The following is a 17,640-nucleotide window of genomic DNA, read 5'->3' as shown; positions in this document are numbered from 1 at the left end:
TCACGCACGCTTGTCTCCTGCAAGAATCGGATCTTCGCCGGGGGCAACGTCGACCTCGACACGGCAACGGCAGGGCAGCGCACGGCGCATCGTGCCGGTGATGGGGCTCACCGCAACCGCGGGGCTCAGCTCCGCTGACGGTCCCTGGTCCATGGACGAGCCGCACCGGTGGAGACCGTCATGGAGTTCGACGTGACCGTGGAGATCCCCCAGGGGTCCCGCAACAAGTACGAGATGGACCACGAGCTGGGCCGGATCCGCCTGGACCGGCTGCTGTTCACCGCGACGAAGTACCCGGCCGACTACGGCTACATCGACGGCACCCTGGGCCGTGACGGCGACCCGCTGGACGCCCTGGTCATCGTCGGCGAGCGGACCTTCCCCGGGTGTGTGATCGAGTGCCGGGCGGTCGGCATGTTCGTCATGAAGGACGAGAAGGGCCCCGACGAGAAGGTGCTGTGCGTGCCCGCCCACGACCCGCGGTTCGCGGATGTACGGGACATCGGGGATGTCCCGGAGTTCGACCGGCTGGAAATCACCCACTTCTTCGAGGTCTACAAGGACCTCGAGCCGGGCAAGTCGGTGGAGGGCTCGCACTGGGAGGGCCGGGAGCAGGCGTACGCGGAGATCGGGGCAGCCCGCTCCCGAACGCACGCCGCATGACCCGCAGGCCCTACGCCCAGAGGGTTTCGGCCAGGGCGACGCCGGCGAAGGCAGCGCCGAGGCCGGCCACGACGCTGGCGATCACGTTGACGGCGGCGTAGAACTTCGCGCCGTCCTCGGCCAGGCGCAGCGTCTCGTAGGAGAACGTGGAGTAGGTGGTCAGGGCCCCGCACAGCCCGGTGCCGAGCAGCAGCTGCACCTGTGAGGACGCGGCCCCGGCCGTGACCGCGCCGGTCAGCAGCCCCAGGACGAGGCAGCCGGCGACGTTGACGGTGAAGGTGCCCCAGGGGAAGACGGTGTCGTGCCGCCTCTGCACCGCCCGGTCGGTCAGGAACCGCAAGGGTGCGCCGACCGCGCCGCCGACAATCACCAGCAGCCAGTTCACTTCGCCCTCTCCCGTCCGACGTAGCGGATGACCTCGCAGTCGTCGAGGATCACCAGCCCCTCTCCGACGAGTTCGTCCAGCTCGGGCAGGAAGGCGCGGATCTTGTCCTCGGCGTCCACGATGACCACCGCCACCGGGAGGTCCTCGCTCAGCGACAGCAGCCGCTGGGTGTGGATGAGGGAGGACGCGCCGAAGCCCTCGATCCCGCGGAACACGCTCGCCCCGGCCAGCCCGGCCTTGCGGGCCCGGTGGACGATCTCGGTGTACACAGGCTTGTGGTGCCACAGGTCACTCTCGCCGATGAAGATCGTCACCCGCAGGGCCCTGCCCGTCAGCCTGGTCATCGCCGCCTCCACGCCAGTACGCGGCGGGTCGCCCACACCGCACTCCACACCGCCACCAGAGCGGCCGCCACGGTCGCCGCCAGATACAGCAGCCCCGCACGGGCCTGCCCGCCGTCCACCAGGCGCTGGATGTCCACCGCGTAGGTGGAGAACGTGGTGAGTCCGCCCAGCACGCCGGTGCCGAAGAACAGGCGCACCAGCCGGTGCGCCGCCCACACGTCCGTGATCACGACCATGAACACGCCGATCACCGCACACCCGGCGGCATTCACCAGCAAGGTCGTCCAGGGGAACCCGCCTGCCGCGGTGGGCCATATCAGCGAGGCGCCGTACCGGGCGGATGCTCCCAGTGCGCCGCCGAGCGCGACGACGGCGACGACGGACCGCAGCCCGCCGGCCGCCTCGCGGCGCTGGGCAGGGACGGACAGATCGACGTCCGGGTCGGTGGGCTGCACCGTACGGGATGAGAAGGCTTCCCTGGACACACGTCTCCTACCTGCAAGGGCACACGCGGGCGCCGGCCGATCGCAAGTAGGGACCGTTGGCGGCGCAGCAGGCCGCGGTTCGGGTACGGCGGGCCCCACCGCCGCGCGACAGCCCACCATGGACGCCGCCGTCACCGAGTCTACCGATTGCGGAAGATCAGGCAGGGCGGGCCCGCCGAGCCCGGCCTTCAGGCCGGTCGCTCTACCCGCGGGGGCAGCGGCCAGGAGTTAGACCTGGGGCGGCGTTCGAGGCCGTGAAGCTGCCCGAGCAGTGCTCCACCACGCCCGCGTACGCGCACCGGTCCGAGGCCCCGGGTCGCGGCGGCCCAGGGTGGTCGTCGATCGGATTGGCACGGGGTTCCTGAGCATGGCGGATACCGCGCCGAGCAGACTTCCCGGCTCACCTGCACAGGACCTACCGGTACGCGCCGTGTGCCGGCATCCCGGCGGACCGGAACGGTTCAAAGGGGCGGCTCCGGCCGACGGTGCCGCCCTTCGGGCGGAGGCACACGGAACATTGCCCGCCGCAGCCGCCCGGGCAGCACCGCCCGTCCAGTCATCACCAGGCCGACGCCGAGCGCGCTGCCGCCGACCATGATGCCGCCGGACGACACCCAACCCATGCGCTGCTCATCGGCCCAGGCACCGACGCCTGCGGCAATGAGGAACACCAGCAGGCATCCGGCGCTGATCAAGGCGTACCACCACCGTGAAAGCACCGGTCCACTGTGGCACGCGGTCGGCATGAGCCGGAGCCGGGGGGATGGTGCGGCCGCGTGGGCGGCAGCAGCTCGCGAAGCTCCGTCGTTGGCTGCCCGCCGAACACCCCTTCGGTCGGCGCATGCGCGAGACGGGCTGACGTGACGGTCGCACGCTGCGACTAGGCCGCTTCTTCCGGATCAGCAAGCCCTCGGGAGGCAGGGCTATTGCCCGGCCGCCGGGGCGCGGGGGAAGACAGGTGTCCTTGCACCGCCAAATTGCCCGCCCGTTCGAGCAGGCGTTCGCGCACGCAAAGCTCGACGCGCTCCTGGCCCGCATCGCCGACCGCGAGCCGCACCTCCGACTCGCGGCCTGACGACCAGAATTTCCGGCCGCGTGTACTAGGATCCGCCGCTAGCATCACTCGATCGATAGGAGGCCCGATGATCGGCGTGCTCGTGACTTTCGCGCAGACCGACAAGTTCGATCGTTCAACTATCGCAAAGATTGTCGGCGAACTCCGAGGACCGTTCGAAGGCATGGCCGGCCTTCGCTTCAAGAGCTTCATGCTCGACGAAGACGGCGTTCAGGCAAGGAACTTCTACGTGTGGGATGACGAGGAGAAAGGCCGCGCCTTCTTCACAGAGGAGCTCGTCGACAAGGTGACCGGGATTTATGGCGTCCCGCCCAAAATCGAATATCTCGATATCGTGGGGTTCGTCGACAACTCTGGCACCTGATTCTCGAGGAGGCTGTCGCGCAAACCTTTGCTGTCCAGGCCGTTTTGGACCATCGGGGCATGCCACAGAACATCCTCACATGCGATCGAGACCAAGCGCTGCTGCACCCCTGCAGCCCCCTGACCTGTGCGACTGGCTGCCCGAGGACCACCCCACCTGGTTCGTGATCGAGGCGATCGAGCAGCTCCACCTCGAGCCCTCGGCCGCCCGGCCCCTGCGTTTAAAGCGCCCGGCGCGCCGATTCTGCGGAAAGGCCCGAAGCCGATTCCCCCGGATCATCTCGCTGACCAGATGAAGATGCCCGCGATGTGGAGGCCGGCTTTGAAGATGGTGGCGGTCTTCTCGTGGCGGGTGGCCAGGCCGCGCCAGGGGAATCCGACCTCGCCGTCGGCAAAGCTCTGAGCTGCAATGATGCGCTGAGCGTTCCGAGAAAGAGGGCGGAGCGTTTTCGGCGGCATCCGCGGGATGGCTCTGACCTGGGCTTTTAAGGTTTGCCGCAAGCCCCACGGAGGCGAACGGAGGCGACGGAGGCGTCCGGTCAAACGGCTCTTGATCCCGTCCCCCGGTGCTCTGTAGAGCACCTCGTACCTGGACGCGGCTCCTGACGTCTGACCGTCGACAGGCTACCGGATCCGGCGGCCCGGCATGGTTCGGGGATCGGTCTTTCGCGCGAGGTCCCGGTCGCCGGGGGGCTGGTTCGGGTGGACCCGGTCATCGCCGAGGAGTACCCGGGCCACCCCGGGCCCGCCGTCAGGCTCTGCGGTAGGCGTCGGCACAGCAGTGATCAGGCCTCGGTGGGGGATACACCGACCTTGACGGGCTCCGGGTGCGGGAATAACGTACGCCAGCGTACTGAGCAAGCGCTTGGAGAGGGTCGACCGTGCCGCACCCCCACCCGCACTCCGATCCCTCCGCCCCCGAAGCCGCGCTCGTCGCCCCCGGGGCCCCGTTCGCCGTCGTACGCGGCGAGGACGGCGGACTGCTGTACGCGGAAGGGCCGCGCACGCTGCGGGAGTTCGTCGAGGCCACCTGGGCGTTCGGCGACCGGCCGTTCCTCGTCGCCGCCACCGGGACCTACACCTACCGGGAGTTCTTCGCCGCCGCATCCGCGCTCGCGCGGCGGTTCGTCGAGGAGTACGGGCTGCGCCCCGGCGACCGGGCGGTCGTCGCGATGCGCAATCACCCCGAGTGGCAGATCGCCTTCTGGGCCGCGCAGCTGGCCGGGCTGGTCACCGTGCCGCTCAACGCCTGGTGGACCGAGGACGAGTTCGCGTACGCCCTCGACGACTGCTCGCCGCGCGTGCTCCTCGTCGACGGGGAGCGGCTGCCGCGGGTCGAGGCCTGGCGCAACCGGGTCGGCGTGCGGGCCGTCGTCTTCCACCATGAAGGCGAGCCGACGGAGGGGGTCGAGCGGTACGAGGACTTCGAGCGCCCGGATCCGCTCGCCGCGCCGCCCGCGGTCGAGGTCCGGGCCGAGGATGACGCCACCATCATCTACACCTCAGGGACCACGGGGCGGCCCAAGGGCGCCGTCGCCACGCAGCTCGCGCACGTGGGGGCCGCAATCAATCCGCGGTTCCACGCGGCCGCTTCCGCGCTCGCGCGCGGAGTGATGCCTGGACAGGGGCCCGCGCCCGTCGTCCTGCAGACGTTCCCGTTCTTCCATGTGGCCGCGTTCACCACGCTGTACTCGATGATGGCGGTCGGCGGGACGCTCGTACTGATGCGGAAGTGGGACGCCGAGCAGGCCCTCGAGCTCATCGAGCGGCACCGCGTCACGTACTACTCGGGCGTGCCTGCCACTGCCCTCCAGTTGCTCGACGCGGCCGAGCGGGCCGGGTCGGAGCTGGAGACGCTGTCTCATCTCAGCACCGGCGGGGCCGCCGCACCGCCCGATCTCGTGGCGCGGCTGACGGCGCGTTACGGACAGCGGATCGAGCCGCGCAACGGCTACGGGCTCACCGAGACCAGCGGTGGCGTGCTCGCCAACTTCGGTGCCGGCTACCGGGAGAACCCGGGCAGCGTGGGGCGGCCGTCGCCCGCGACCGAGGTGCGGATCGCCGGACCCGTCGGTGAGCCGCTGCCCGAGGGCGAGGTCGGTGAGCTGTGGCTGCGCGGGCAGTCTCTGGTACGCGGCTACTGGAACGATCCTGCCGCCACCGCCGCCGCGTTCCAGGACGGCTGGTTCAGGACCGGCGATCTCGCGACCGTGGGTGAGGGGCGGGTCAGCGTCGTCGACCGGCTCAAGGACATGGTCATCCGCGGCGGCGAGAACGTGTACTGCGTCGAGGTGGAGGGGGTCCTGCACGACCACCCGCAAGTCGCCGACGCCGCCGTGCTGGGCGTACCGCACCCGGTGCTGGGGGAGGAGGTCGCGGCCGTGGTGCAGCTGCGCGCCGGGGCCACGGTCACCCTGGACGAGCTGCGGGCGCATGTCGGCCGGTCCCTCGCGGCCTTCAAGGTGCCGGCTCATGTCCTGCTGCGGGACGAGCCGATGCCCCGTAATCCCACCGGGAAGATCCTCAAGCGGGAGCTCCGCGGGCCCGTCCAGGAGCAGTTGTCGCAGGACCGGGCGGTCAAGAACGCGTGATGCGTACCCGGTAGCTGCCGCCGGGGTTCTCGCGGATCACCGCGATACGTATCCCGTTGCGGGCGTCGGTGAAGGTCTGGCCCGGCTTGTACGGCGCGTCGGAGAGTTCCGCGTGCACATTGGGCCGCCGGGTGCAGCCGCCACTGTTGCGATTGCTGTCCGAGACCGCCACCGGTCCCTGTCCGGTGTCGACGTCGGACTTCACGTGGTAGATCAGTACGCCCGGCTCGCAGACGGCCTCGTCGTTGCCCGCCTTGGTGCGTACTTCCACCGCGTACCCGGAGTCCTCGGTCACCGGAACGATCGCCATCTTGGCGCCGCCCGAGGTGGCCAGCGGGGTCAGCGAGTACTCGGTGGTTCCGGGCGCGGACGCACAGCTGATCTGGTCGGCGTCCAGCCAGCCGAGCTTCCACTTGTGCCAGCCCAGCAGATCGTTGTTGGCCCCCCAGTCCTCGGACATGATGTCCCAGTGGCCGACCGCGCCGCCGCCCTCGGTGGTGTAGAGGTCGGGCAGGCCGAAGACATGGCCGTTCTCATGGGGCAGTACGCGATAGCCCGTCTCGTCGTACGATCCTGAGCCGTCGTCCTGGCGGCTGTAGACGAAGGACGTGTTGGCCAGCGGCACGCCGTCCGCGAGCGGGGCCTCGTCGTTGCCCGAGAAGGTCACGGAGAGCACGGTGTCCAGCGCCGAGGGGCCCGCATTGGGTGTGACCAGTATGTTGACCAGGTCGTACGTGCTGAAGTCCACCTTCGGGTCGGCGGCGGCCACGATGTCCTGGGCGAGCTTGCGGTAGCCGGGCTCATAGGGTGAGCCGCGCTCTATCCCGTACGCCGCGAACGGCATCGGCATCCGCAGCCAGTCGGTGACCGGCGCGTCCGGGAGATAGCTGAGCCGTCCGTACGAACTGGTCTTGAACCACTCCGAGGTCCGTGGGAAGAACTCCGCGAGCCGGTCGAGTGCCCGCCCTGGGCCCGGCGCGTCCGGGAAGTCGATCATCAGGTTGAGCGCGCGGACCTCGCCGGTGGAACGCGAATATCCGGGCGGGGTCGGCAGACCCTCCGACATCTGCACGCCCATGGTGGACGCGATCCGGCACGGGCCGAGCCCTCGCTCCTCGGCGGCGACCGGCCCCGCGGACGCCCGCATGGAGGAGGGGAGCGTGGCGCTCGCCGTCGTGAGGGCGGCGAGCGCGAGTGCGGCGAGTGTGGCGAGCGCGCTGATGCGCCGGTGCCTGCCGGATCTGCGTATCCGGTGGCGGGTCTGCTGCATGCCGTCGCCTCGGGGTCCGCGGCAGCAGGCCGGCCCTCGCTGCGCTGTGCGATCAGCCTGTGACGGGTGGTGGCGAGCCGCGCGCGGGGTGGTCCGATCGTGGGTATTCCCCGCGGACAATGTGTGATGCAGGTCACATAGAGTGCAGGAAATAACCGGGGAGCGTTTCCCCGTTTGCACTCGTGTCCGCACGAAACGGGGAAGCGATCCCCGCTTACGGAGCGGTACGAGAGCGATATGAGCCGGGCAGTGAGTCCGGGCAGTGAGTCCGGACAGAGAAGCCGGACAGAGAAGCCGGACAGAGAGGAAGTGGCGCCGTGAGCCCCGCCGCCGACACCGAAGCGCGCCGCTCCCCCCGGCCGCGGGCAGACGCCCTGCGAAACCGGGAGCGGATCGTCACGGCCGCGCGCGAGATGTTCGTCGAGTTCGGACCCGAGGTCCCGCTCGACGAGATCGCTCGCCGGGCCGGTGTCGGAAACGCGACTCTCTACCGGCACTTCGCCGACCGCGACGCCCTCATCCATGAGGTCGTCCTCTTCGTTCTCGCCCGCACTACGGAACGGGCGCAGGAGGCGGCCGCCGAGGAAGAGGACACCTTCGCGGCGCTTCGCCGCTTCACCCACGCGGCCGCGGACGAACGGATCGGGGCGCTCTGCCCGCTGCTGACCGGCACATTCGAACAGCACTTCCCCGATCTGACCCATGAGCAGGTACGCCTCGAAGAGGCAGTCGAGGGCCTTTTCGAGCGCGCGCACAAGGCGGGCCGTCTCCGCGCCGACGTCGCCGTCGGAGACCTGCTCGTCGCGCTCTCCCAGCTCACCCGGCCGCTCCCGGGCACCGCGTGCCTGAACATGGACCAGTTCGCGCACCGCCATCTGCAACTGTTCCTGGACGGTCTTGAAGCGCCCGCGCGCTCCGAACTGCCGGGCACGGCCGCCACCTTGGAGGACCTGCGCAACACCCCGTGAAGCAGTAAATCCGATCACTGCCGATTACTTCGGGCGGCTCCGCCAGTCCCTCCTACGACCTCCTGACCACGTCCCGTCATGACCTCTCCGCACCCTTAGGTGGCTACTCCCATGTCAAAAACAGCCGACATCTCACTTCCGGACCCAAGTCGCTGGAAAGCCCTGGTCTTCATAGCCCTGGCCCAGCTGATGGTGGTGCTGGACGCGACGATCGTGAACATCGCGCTCCCGCACGCCCAGCACGACCTGGGAATTTCGGAGGGCAACAAGCAGTGGGTCATCACCGCCTACGCGCTCGCCTTCGGCGGACTCCTGCTGTTCGGCGGCCGGATCGCCGACCTGTGGGGCCGTAAGCGCGCCTTCGTCGTCGGTCTGCTCGGCTTCGCCGGGGCCTCCGCGCTCGGTGGTGCGGCGACCGGCGAGGTGATGCTGCTCGGCTCCCGCGCACTGCAGGGTGCCTTCGGCGCGCTGCTCGCGCCCGCCGCGCTCTCGCTGCTCGCGGTGATGTTCACCGACGCCAAGGAGCGCGCCAAGGCCTTCGGTATCTACGGTGCGATCGCCGGTGGCGGTGGCGCCGTGGGTCTGATCCTCGGCGGCGTGCTGACCGAGTACCTCAACTGGCGCTGGACGTTCTTCGTCAACATCCCGTTCGCGATCGTCGCCGCCGCCGGCGCGTACTTCGTGATCCGTGAGCCGGCCGGCAGCCGTAACCGCTCGACGCTCGACATTCCCGGCGTGGTCCTGTCCACCCTGGGTCTGGTCTCGCTGGTGTACGGCTTCACGCGGGCCGAATCCGACGGCTGGTCCGACACCACCACGGTGGGTCTGTTCGTCGCCTCCGCCCTGCTGCTCGCCGCGTTCGTCTTCACCGAGGCGAAGGTCAAGTCGCCGCTGCTGCCGCTGCGCGTCCTGACCGAGCGCAACCGCGGCGGTGTCTACCTCTCGCTGGGTCTCGCGATCATCGCGATGTTCGGGCTGTTCCTCTTCCTCACCTACTACCTGCAGATCGTGCGGGGCTACTCGCCGGTCAAGACCGGCTTCGCCTTCCTTCCGATGATCGCGGGCATGATCACCGGCTCCACCCAGATCGGCGCCCGGCTGATGACCCGCGTCGCGCCGCGCCTGCTGATGGGCCCGGGCTTCCTGGTCGCCGGAGCCGGCATGCTGATGCTGACGCAGCTGGAGGTCGGTTCCTCGTACGCCGGTCTGATCCTGCCCGCGCAGCTGCTGCTGGGTCTGGGTATGGGTACGGCCTTCATGCCGGCCATGTCGCTGGCCACGCACGGGGTGCGTCCGGAGGACGCCGGTGTGGCGTCCGCCATGGTCAACACCTCGCAGCAGGTCGGCGGTGCCATCGGTACGGCGCTGCTCAACACCATCGCCGCATCGGCCACGACCGCGTACATCGCCTCGCACGCGGCGGGGGCCACCAACCAGCAGCTGCTGCAGGCGCAGGCCATGGTGCACGGCTACTCGAACGCCATCTGGTGGGCGGTCGGCATCCTCGCGGCCGCCTCCGCGATCGCATTCACGATGATCAACACCGGGCGCCCGGGGGCCGGTTCGGTCACCGCGGCCTCGGGTGACGGTGTCGAGGACGAGATCAAGATTCCTGTCGTCGCGCACTGACGCGAGCTCGGCGGACGCTGAGAGGTCAAGCGGAAAGGGCCCTGCCCGGGTGGTGAACCGGGGCAGGGCCCTACGCGTGCGTACGGCGGCGTTCGTGCGTACGGCGGCGTTCGTGCGTACGGCGGCGTTCGTGTGCGCGGCGTCATTCGTGTGTGCGGCGCTCCGCGTGCGCAGGGCGCCTATCGCGTGAGCGCGGCGTCAGCGGAGCCACGGCAGGTCCGCGCACGAGTCCTGCGGCTGGAGCCCCTCGGCCATGATCCTCATGATCTCGCCCAGCTGCCCGACCTGTTCGGGTGTGAGCCGGTCGAACATCGCCTGGCGTACGGCCTCGACATGGCCGGGTGCGGTCCGTTCCAGGACCTGGAGGCCCTCGTCCGTCAGTACGGCGTTCTGACCGCGCTTGTCGGAGGAGCAGTCCTCACGGCGTACCCAGCCGTTCTTCTCCAGGCGCGCGATCGCGTGCGAGAGCCGGGAGCGGGTGATCTTGGCGTCGATGGCCAGTTCGGTCATCCGCCTGCGGCGGCGCGGGGCCTGGGAGAGCTGGACGAGCAGGCCGTAGTAGATGTGCGGCATACCGGCGTCGCGCTGCAATTGGCGATCGAGGTGGTCCTCGAAGAGGGTGGTGGCGTGCAGATACGAGCGCCAGACGCGCTGCTCGTCCTCGGTGAGCCAGCGCGGTTCGGCGCCGCCCCCGCCAGTGGATGCCGTAGTCATGTATCCCACTCTACGACCTATTCTTGAAAGTTGAACTATATGGAGTTACGCTTGGTTTTAGCTTGAAAGTTCAAGTGGAACGGGAGTCGTCATGAATGCCACCCCCACAGCGGAGCGCATGCCCGCCCTCTATCTCTCCCATGGCGCCCCGCCGCTCGCCGACGACCCCGTCTGGCCCGGCGAGCTCGCCGCCTGGTCCGCCGGCCTGCCGCGACCCAAGGCGATCCTGATGGTTTCCGCGCACTGGGAGGAGGCCCCGCTCGCGCTCGGTGCCACTCGGACCGTGCCGCTGGTGTACGACTTCTGGGGTTTCCCCGAGCACTACTACCGGGTGACGTATGCCGCTCCCGGTGCTCCGCAACTCGCTGATTCCGTACGGAGATTGCTGCGCGGAGCCGGTACGCCCGTACAGGACATCCCGGACCGCGGCCTCGACCACGGAGCGTATGTCCCGCTGGTGGAGATGTTCCCGGGTGCCGACATCCCCGTGCTCCAGATCTCCATGCCCACGCTCGACCCGCAGAAGCTGCTGGAGATCGGGCGCAGGCTCGCACCGCTGCGGGACGAGGGTGTGCTGATCGTCGGCAGCGGCTTCTTCACGCACAATCTGGCCGCGCTGCGGCACCAGGGGACTCCCGGCTGGTCGGCCGAGTTCGACGACTGGGGGCGGCGGGCGCTCGCGGCGGCCGATGTGGACGCTCTGCTGGACTTCGAGAACAAGGCACCGGCCGGGCGGCTGGCCCATCCCCGGACCGAGCACTTCGCGCCGCTCTTCGTCACGCTGGGGGCGTCTCAGGACGAGCTCGGGAGCGGCCGGAGTGTGATCGACGGCTTCTGGATGGGCCTGGCGAAGCGGTCCGTGCAGTTCGGTTAGCCCGAAGGGCTGATGGCCTACTGGTCGAGGCGGCCCAGCTTCTTCTCGTACCAGGCCACGTCCCAGTACTTCCCGAACTTCCTGCCCACCTGCTCGTACGTCCCGACGTGCCGGAAGCCGAGGCGGGTGTGCAGACGGGCGGAGGCCTCGTTCGGCAGGGCGATCCCGGCGTATGCGCGATGCAGGTCTTCGCCGTCCAGCGCCTCGAAGAGCGATGTGTAGAGGAGCGTGCCTATGCCCCGGCCCGCCGCCTCGGGGGCGCAGTAGACGCTCACCTCGACGGATGTGGAGTACGCGGCCTTGGGGCGGAAAGGTCCGCTCGTCGCGTAGCCGAGAATGAGGGCAGAACGGACATCCCGAGCAACCAAAAGACGGTGGGGGCCGTCTTCAGGGTGGGAGTGCAGCCATGGGCGGCGCTGCTCGGGTGTGAAGGCGGCTGTGTCGAACGTGATCGCAGTCTCGCGTACGTAGTGGTTGTAGAGCTCGGTGAGAGCCTCGAGATCGGCCTCGGTGCCCGCGCTGACCTGCACTTCTGTACGTTGCTGCGGCATTCGTCCTCCCCGGGTGACGGGACAGGGTACTGCATGATCACGAAAATGATGGGTGGCGTGGGAATTCTGTCCCGATTCCAGTCGTTGTTTCCATCGGATGCAGGGCACCCGGGAGGGTGTCGCAACCTACTCAGTAAGGGAGCACGCATGGCAACCCGTGCCGTCGCCCGTCGTCAGTCCGGCTCCAGTGGGACCGCCCGGGCAAGCAGCGTTCGCGCCGTGGGCGGGGAGATCGCCGACCGCGACCTGGTCGGCATGTACCTCGATGAGATCGCGCGTACGCCGCTGCTCGACGCCGCCAAGGAAGTCGAGCTGTCCCAGACCATCGAGGCGGGTGTGTACGCCCGCCAGATCCTCGACAAAGAGGTGGACAGCGATGCCGGCGGTGCCGCGCGCGAGGAGCTCGAGGCGCTTGTCGCCGAGGGCGAGCGCGCGAAGGACATCTTCATCCGCTCCAACCTCCGGCTCGTGGTGGCCGTCGCCAGACGCTATCCGCGCAGCGGTCTGCCGCTGCTCGACCTGATCCAGGAGGGCAACGCCGGCCTGGTCCGCGCGGTGGAGAAGTTCGACTACGCCAAGGGCTTCAAGTTCTCGACGTATGCGACCTGGTGGATCCGCCAGGCGATCACGCGTTCCATAGCCGACCAGTCCCGCACGATCCGGCTCCCTGTCCACCTGGTGGAGGAGCTCGGACGCATCCGCCGCGTCCAGCGCGAGTTCAACCGCGAGAACGGGCGCGAGCCGGAGGCGGCCGAGGTCGCGAAGGAGCTCGGCTCGACGCCGGAGCGGGTCATCGACGTCCTGGACTGGGCGCGCGACCCCGTCAGCCTGAACATGGCGGTGGACGACGCGGGCGAGACGCAGTTCGGCGACCTGCTGGAGGACACCTCGGCGGTGTCTCCCGAGCAGTCGGTGCTCACGCTGCTGCGCAGCGAGGAGCTGGAGGACTTGATCGGCAGGCTCGACCACCGTACGGCGTCGATCATCCGGATGCGTTACGGCATCGAGGACGGGCGGGAGCGTACGCTGACGGAGGTAGGCAAGGAGCACGGCCTGACGCGCGAGCGAATCCGCCAGATCGAGAAGCACGCGCTGCTGGAGCTGAAGCGGATGGCCCGCGACACGGGCTTCGACGCGGCGGCATAACCGGCGCCCCAAAAGCGGACCCCGGCACCCTCCCCCCCGGTGTCGGGGTCCTTCTCTGTCGCCCTCACCGTGCCCGGGTCGCGTCGTGCCCGGGTCGCGTTGCCTCGCCATGCCCGGGTCGCGACGCCCTCACCGCGTGCCCGGCGCGTCTGTGGCGCTCAGCGTCCCGTGGCCGCGCGGGTCAGGCGCGAGCCCAAGTCCGTGACGTACTCCGACAGCCGCCCCGGGCCATGGACCGTGAACTCGCAGTCCACCAGGGCCAGTCGGAGCGCCAGCCATTCCACCGAGTCCGCGGACCGCGCCCGCAGCCTGCACGTCTCCTCGCCCGTCGGCACCGGCGGCCCCAGGTGCTCGGGCAGCCGCGCCGCCACGAACGCCGCCGGGGCCTCGAAGCTCACGTCGATGTCGTACTCCGGCTGCCGGGACATCGAGTGCCCGAGCAGCTTCGCGGCATCCCCCGTCGGCAGCTCCCGAGGTACGAAGCGCGCCCCGGTGGCAAAGGGTTCCGAGACCCGGTCGACCCGGAACGTACGCCAGTCCTCTCGCCCCATGTCGTACGCGACGAGATACCAACGACGGCCGGTCGAGATCAGCCGGTACGGCTCGACCTGCCGTTTCGTCTCCGTCCCGTCACCCGCGCGGTAGCCGAAGCGGAGGCGTTCGCGCCCGGTCGCCGTGCCCGCGATGACGGTCAGCGTCTGCGGGTCGATCGTCGCGCCGTCCCCCCGCGTGAGCGGGATCGTCGCCGCCTGGAGTGTGGTGACCCGGTGCCGCAACCGTGACGGAAGCACCTGTTCCAGCTTGGCGAGGGCCCGTACGGAAGCTTCCTCGATGCCCTCGATCGCATGGCCGGCCCCCGCCCGCAGGCCCACCGCGATCGCGACCGCCTCCTCGTCGTCGAGGAGCAGCGGCGGCATCGCCGCGCCCGCGACCAGGCGGTACCCACCGATCGCCCCTCTCGTTGCCTCGACCGGATAGCCGAGGTCCCGCAGCCGGTCGATGTCGCGCCGGATCGTGCGCGGGCTCACCTCGAGGCGCTCGGCGAGCTCGCTGCCCGGCCATTCGCGCGGAGTCTGGAGGAGGGAGAGCAGATTCAGCAGCCGTGCCGGAGTGTCCGTCATGTTCTTCAGGATGCCCGTTATCTAGGACGTAAGCTGACCTATATGAGCTCTAGATTCATCGTATGAGTTCACAGCCCGCCGTACCGGATACGGCATCAGACCGTCGACGCTGGATTGCGCTCGCCATCGTCATGACCGCGGCCTTCATGGATCTGGTTGACGTCACCATCGTCAACATCGCGATTCCCAGCATGGAGCGGGACCTCGGAGCCTCGTTCGGTGCGATCCAGTGGATCACCGCCGGATACGCGCTCGCCTTCGCCGCCGGTCTGATCACGGGTGGCCGGCTCGGTGACATCTACGGCCGCAAGCGCCTCTTCCTGATCGGCATCTCCGGCTTCACGCTCGCCTCCGCCCTCTGCGGTTTCGCGGCGAACGAGGAGATGCTGGTCGCCTCCCGCCTGCTGCAGGGTGCGACGGCCGCGATGATGGTGCCGCAGGTGCTCGCGATCATCCATGTCACCTTCCCGGCGCACGAACGCGGCAAGGTCTTCGGCATGTTCGGCGCGATCATCGGCCTCGGCGCGGTGTCCGGACCGCTGCTCGGCGCGCTGCTGACCCAGTGGAACCTCTTCGGCCTCGAGTGGCGCCCGATCTTCCTGATCAACCTGCCGGTGGGCATCGCCGGACTGATCCTGGGCCGGAAGTTCATCACCGAGTCCCGCGCCCCGAAGGCACTCAAGCTCGACCTGGTCGGTGTCGCGCTGGTCACGCTCGGACTGCTGATGCTGATCTATCCGCTGACGCGTGGGCGTGAGCTGGGCTGGCCGCTCTGGGGCCATCTGTGCATGGCCGGCAGCCTGGTCGTCTTCGCCGCCTTCGTGGCGTACGAGAAGAGGAAGACCCGCAAGGACGGCTCGCCGCTGGTCGAGCTCTCGCTGTTCAGGGTGAAGAGCTTCGCCGCCGGTATCGCTGTGCAGCTCACCTTCGGCATCGTCTGCGGGATCTTCTTCCTGGTCTGGACGCTGTACATGCAGATCGGTCTCGGCTGGAGCCCGCTGCGGGCGGGCCTGACCGGTGTCCCGTTCTCGATCGCCGTGTCCGCCGCGGCCGGGATGTCCGTACAGAAGCTGGTGCCGCGCTTCGGCCGGAAGGTGCTGCAGGCGGGTGCGCTGACGATGGCCGCGGGGCTGCTGCTCTACATCTGGGAGGCCGGACGGTACGGCACGGCGATCCACTCCTGGCAGATGAGCCTGCCGCTCGTGGTGATGGGTGTCGGGATGGGCCTGATCGTGGCGCCGCTGACGGACGCGGTCCTGTCGGACGTGCCGCGTGAGCACTCGGGCTCGGCGTCCGGGCTGATCAACACGACGCAGCAGATGGGCAATGCGCTGGGGCTCGGCCTGGTCTCGGTGGTCTTCTTCGGGTCGATCGACGACCGGATCGCGCCGAGCGCGGTGGGCAAGGCCTTCGGGGACGCGTTCCAGAGCTCGCTGTGGTGGGTGGTGGCGGTACTGGCGGTGATCTTCCTGGTGATGTTCGCGCTGCCGGCGCGGCCGAAGCAGCATGTGGAGGGGACGGACGCGGACACGGAGGCGGTGACCGAGGGCCCGGTGGACCGGGAACCCGTGCTGTCGCACTGACGCGGTCGTGCTGTCGCATTGACGCGGTCGAGCTGTACGAGGCCCGGCCCGGGATACGTCCCGGTGCCGGGCCTCGCCGCGTCGTCCGGCTTTGCGGGCGGCCCGGGTCCGACAGATGCCGACGGGCCTTCAGGCCGGAGCCTGGGCCGCCGCTTCCGCTTCCGCCGCTTCCGCCGTTTCCGCGGCCTCGCGGCGCGCGCGTCCCTTCTTCCCTGCCCGGATCGTGTACACCATCAGGCCCGCCAGGAAGACGAACGGCAGCACGTTGGAGACCCCGACCATCGTCTCCGTGTCCAGTACGCAGACCAGCCCGGCCTTCACGCCCGCCTCGACCAGGAACGCCACACCCCAGACGATGGTCAACCGACGCTGGGCGGTGCGGAAGCCCGGGTACTTGTGCCACATCGCGTTCCAGTCGGCGACGCCCTCGGGCGTACCGTCCGTGCCGAACTTGCGGCCGAAGTAGAAGATCAGCGGCCGCTTGAGCGTGAGGCTGACGAGGAAGGCGAGCCCGAGCAGCCCGGTCAGCGCGGAGTCCTTGAGGAAGAGCAGCTTCGCGCTGTTGAACGCGAGGGCGCTGACCGCTCCCAGCAGCAGCGTGATCAGGATCATCACGCCGAACTCGTCCACCCGCCGGTGCATGGCGAAATAGATGGCCAGCTCGACCAGTGGCCAGCAGGAGATGAGCAGCAGGGCGGGGACCTCGTCGATGCCGTGGTCGGTCAGCATTCGGTATGTGATCCACGGCAGCAGGACGCCGAACAGCATCGTCGGGCCCCAGGTCAGGAGGACGCTTCCTCGTCTGCCGGATTCAGCCATGGTGGACTCCATTCCCCCGAGCGGTCGTTCGCCGCAAAGACGGGCCGGAGCCTATGGAGTGGAGGTGAGCAGCGACAGGGTTTGGCGTGATCTTGACCAAGATCAGGAACGAGGTTTGGCCCGGGGACAGGTTTCGTGTCCTCCGGCCGCCGGGCCGACGCTCACCGCACGCCGGTTCACCGCACGCCCGCGCGCAGTTCCATCGCCTCGCGCGCTATGTGCTCCGCGGCGTACACCTCGCACATATGGCGGCCGTCGGGTGTCGCCGTGTGCTCGACTTCCCACAGGCTCGTCTCGGTGCCGTCGAGCAGCAGGAACGCGTGCTCGTACAGCGTGAAGCCGGCGTCCTTCCCCTCCACCCGGCACTGGCGGCCGAAGACCTGCGTGATGTGGTGGGCGAAAGCGGACCGCAGCAGGCGCGCGGTCTCCTCACCCGGCCGGTCGGCGTTCTCCGCGCGGCGCAGAACACGGCGCGCGTGGTCCGCGGAGTCGTCCGGGACGTACATCCGGGGGAGTGGGGCCGGGGGCGCGGTCATCAGCGAGGTGAGCAGCTCCAGATCGGCGTCGAGGTCGTCGCCCTCGAGGCCGGAGTCGCGGCCGTTGTCCGCGGGCCCGGCGAAGCCCGGGAAGCCGGCGGGCAGCCGCGACGCGGCGAGGCGGACCTCCGACTCCTCTGTGTAGAGCTCGTGCTGCTCGGCGCCGTCGCGGCCGGTGTTGTGCACCAGCTCCCACAGGACCAGGGAGCTGCCGTCGCTCAGCAGATAGGCATGCCGGTACGTGGCACGGCGCAGGGTCGCACTGTGGTGCGACGAATGCAGCGAACTGGCATGGGCCAGCGCGGATTCGAGCCGCTCGACCGTCGTGTCGGGCAGATCGAAGGAGTTGAGCGCCCGACCCAGGAGTCGCTCGAGCTGCGTCTCGGTTGTCTCGTACGGATCGTTCAAGTTCGGTCTCCAGGCCGTCGCCGCAAGTCACTTGGTGATTGCTAAACGTAGCCCCTGGGTCTGACAACGTGTCCTGCGTTCTGGAAAACGAAGGGGAGCACGCGGGAAGTTCCCG

The 17,640-nt window shown here is 69.1% G+C and carries 18 protein-coding genes; 8 read left to right on the top strand and 10 right to left on the bottom strand.

Translation table 11 applies throughout. From position 1 onward, the window contains the following. Nucleotides 1-180: 180 nt before the first annotated feature. Complete coding sequence (locus tag OG966_RS17330; protein WP_326650578.1) at nt 181-663, top strand: inorganic diphosphatase; 483 nt, start codon at nt 181-183, stop codon at nt 661-663. Nucleotides 664-673: 10 nt separating this feature from the next. Here OG966_RS17330 and crcB (OG966_RS17325) read toward each other — a convergent pair whose 3' ends face one another. From crcB (OG966_RS17325) to OG966_RS17310, 4 genes are all read right to left on the bottom strand, one after another. Continuing rightward, complete coding sequence (gene crcB / locus OG966_RS17325; RefSeq protein ID WP_326650577.1) at nt 674-1,048, bottom strand: fluoride efflux transporter CrcB; 375 nt, start codon at nt 1,046-1,048, stop codon at nt 674-676. After that, nucleotides 1,045-1,392, bottom strand: coding sequence for a DUF190 domain-containing protein (locus tag OG966_RS17320; RefSeq protein ID WP_326650576.1), 348 nt, complete (start codon nt 1,390-1,392; stop codon nt 1,045-1,047). The genes crcB (OG966_RS17325) and OG966_RS17320 overlap by 4 nt, the downstream gene beginning before the upstream one ends. Beyond that, nucleotides 1,389-1,820, bottom strand: coding sequence for a fluoride efflux transporter CrcB (gene crcB, locus OG966_RS17315; RefSeq protein WP_326655255.1), 432 nt, complete (start codon nt 1,818-1,820; stop codon nt 1,389-1,391). The genes OG966_RS17320 and crcB (OG966_RS17315) overlap by 4 nt, the downstream gene beginning before the upstream one ends. A gap of 518 nt (nt 1,821-2,338) precedes the next feature. Next, nucleotides 2,339-2,596: a hypothetical protein gene (locus OG966_RS17310; protein WP_326650575.1), complete on the bottom strand. Its 258-nt coding sequence runs from the start codon at nt 2,594-2,596 to the stop codon at nt 2,339-2,341. Nucleotides 2,597-3,019: 423 nt separating this feature from the next. Between OG966_RS17310 and OG966_RS17305 the strand changes: the two genes are divergently transcribed. Together OG966_RS17305 and OG966_RS17300 are read left to right on the top strand one after the other, a co-directional pair. Beyond that, nucleotides 3,020-3,316: a hypothetical protein gene (locus tag OG966_RS17305; protein ID WP_326650574.1), complete on the top strand. Its 297-nt coding sequence runs from the start codon at nt 3,020-3,022 to the stop codon at nt 3,314-3,316. A gap of 880 nt (nt 3,317-4,196) precedes the next feature. Then, nucleotides 4,197-5,906 (top strand): class I adenylate-forming enzyme family protein, encoded by a 1,710-nt coding sequence (locus tag OG966_RS17300; protein WP_326650573.1) that lies wholly within the window; start codon nt 4,197-4,199, stop codon nt 5,904-5,906. Here OG966_RS17300 and OG966_RS17295 read toward each other — a convergent pair. Then, nucleotides 5,893-7,176, bottom strand: coding sequence for a M6 family metalloprotease domain-containing protein (locus OG966_RS17295; protein WP_326650572.1), 1,284 nt, complete (start codon nt 7,174-7,176; stop codon nt 5,893-5,895). The two genes, OG966_RS17300 and OG966_RS17295, sit on opposite strands and share 14 nt — an antisense overlap. Nucleotides 7,177-7,493: 317 nt before the next feature. On the opposite strand from OG966_RS17295, the gene OG966_RS17290 reads away from it, so the two are divergent. Both OG966_RS17290 and OG966_RS17285 read left to right on the top strand, forming a co-directional pair. After that, a complete protein-coding gene (locus OG966_RS17290) occupies nt 7,494-8,144 on the top strand; it encodes a TetR/AcrR family transcriptional regulator (protein WP_326650571.1) in 651 nt (216 codons plus the stop codon). A 111-nt stretch (nt 8,145-8,255) separates the two neighbouring features. Continuing rightward, on the top strand, nt 8,256-9,773 hold the full coding sequence (locus OG966_RS17285) for an MFS transporter (RefSeq protein WP_326650570.1): 1,518 nt from the start codon (nt 8,256-8,258) through the stop codon (nt 9,771-9,773). Between the two features lie 198 nt (nt 9,774-9,971). Here the strand turns inward: OG966_RS17285 and OG966_RS17280 are convergent, their stop codons facing one another. Continuing rightward, nucleotides 9,972-10,496 (bottom strand): MarR family winged helix-turn-helix transcriptional regulator, encoded by a 525-nt coding sequence (locus OG966_RS17280; RefSeq protein ID WP_326650569.1) that lies wholly within the window; start codon nt 10,494-10,496, stop codon nt 9,972-9,974. Nucleotides 10,497-10,578: 82 nt separating this feature from the next. Between OG966_RS17280 and OG966_RS17275 the strand changes: the two genes are divergently transcribed. Next, nucleotides 10,579-11,361: a dioxygenase family protein gene (locus OG966_RS17275; protein ID WP_326650568.1), complete on the top strand. Its 783-nt coding sequence runs from the start codon at nt 10,579-10,581 to the stop codon at nt 11,359-11,361. A 17-nt stretch (nt 11,362-11,378) separates the two neighbouring features. Here the strand turns inward: OG966_RS17275 and OG966_RS17270 are convergent, their stop codons facing one another. Further along, on the bottom strand, nt 11,379-11,912 hold the full coding sequence (locus tag OG966_RS17270; RefSeq protein WP_326650567.1) for a GNAT family N-acetyltransferase: 534 nt from the start codon (nt 11,910-11,912) through the stop codon (nt 11,379-11,381). Between the two features lie 147 nt (nt 11,913-12,059). Between OG966_RS17270 and OG966_RS17265 the strand changes: the two genes are divergently transcribed. After that, nucleotides 12,060-13,058: a sigma-70 family RNA polymerase sigma factor gene (locus tag OG966_RS17265; protein ID WP_326650566.1), complete on the top strand. Its 999-nt coding sequence runs from the start codon at nt 12,060-12,062 to the stop codon at nt 13,056-13,058. Between the two features lie 158 nt (nt 13,059-13,216). On the opposite strand, the gene OG966_RS17260 is transcribed toward OG966_RS17265, so the two are convergent. After that, entirely contained in the window at nt 13,217-14,179 is a 963-nt protein-coding gene (locus OG966_RS17260) for a helix-turn-helix transcriptional regulator (protein WP_326650565.1), read from the bottom strand. A gap of 62 nt (nt 14,180-14,241) precedes the next feature. Here OG966_RS17260 and OG966_RS17255 point away from each other — a divergent pair, with 62 nt between their 5' ends. Beyond that, nucleotides 14,242-15,762, top strand: a complete 1,521-nt coding sequence (locus OG966_RS17255) for an MFS transporter (protein WP_326650564.1) — start codon at nt 14,242-14,244, stop codon at nt 15,760-15,762. A gap of 129 nt (nt 15,763-15,891) precedes the next feature. On the opposite strand, the gene OG966_RS17250 is transcribed toward OG966_RS17255, so the two are convergent. After that, entirely contained in the window at nt 15,892-16,581 is a 690-nt protein-coding gene (locus OG966_RS17250; RefSeq protein ID WP_326650563.1) for a VC0807 family protein, read from the bottom strand. 176 nt (nt 16,582-16,757) lie between these two features. After that, nucleotides 16,758-17,525: a DUF6227 family protein gene (locus OG966_RS17245; protein ID WP_326650562.1), complete on the bottom strand. Its 768-nt coding sequence runs from the start codon at nt 17,523-17,525 to the stop codon at nt 16,758-16,760. Nucleotides 17,526-17,640: the final 115 nt, after the last annotated feature.

Source organism: Streptomyces sp. NBC_01750, from assembly GCF_035918095.1.
Classification (GTDB): Bacteria; Actinomycetota; Actinomycetes; order Streptomycetales; family Streptomycetaceae; genus Streptomyces.
Note: the sequence above shows the minus strand (reverse complement) of the source record. Positions and strands in the feature narration are given on the sequence as shown.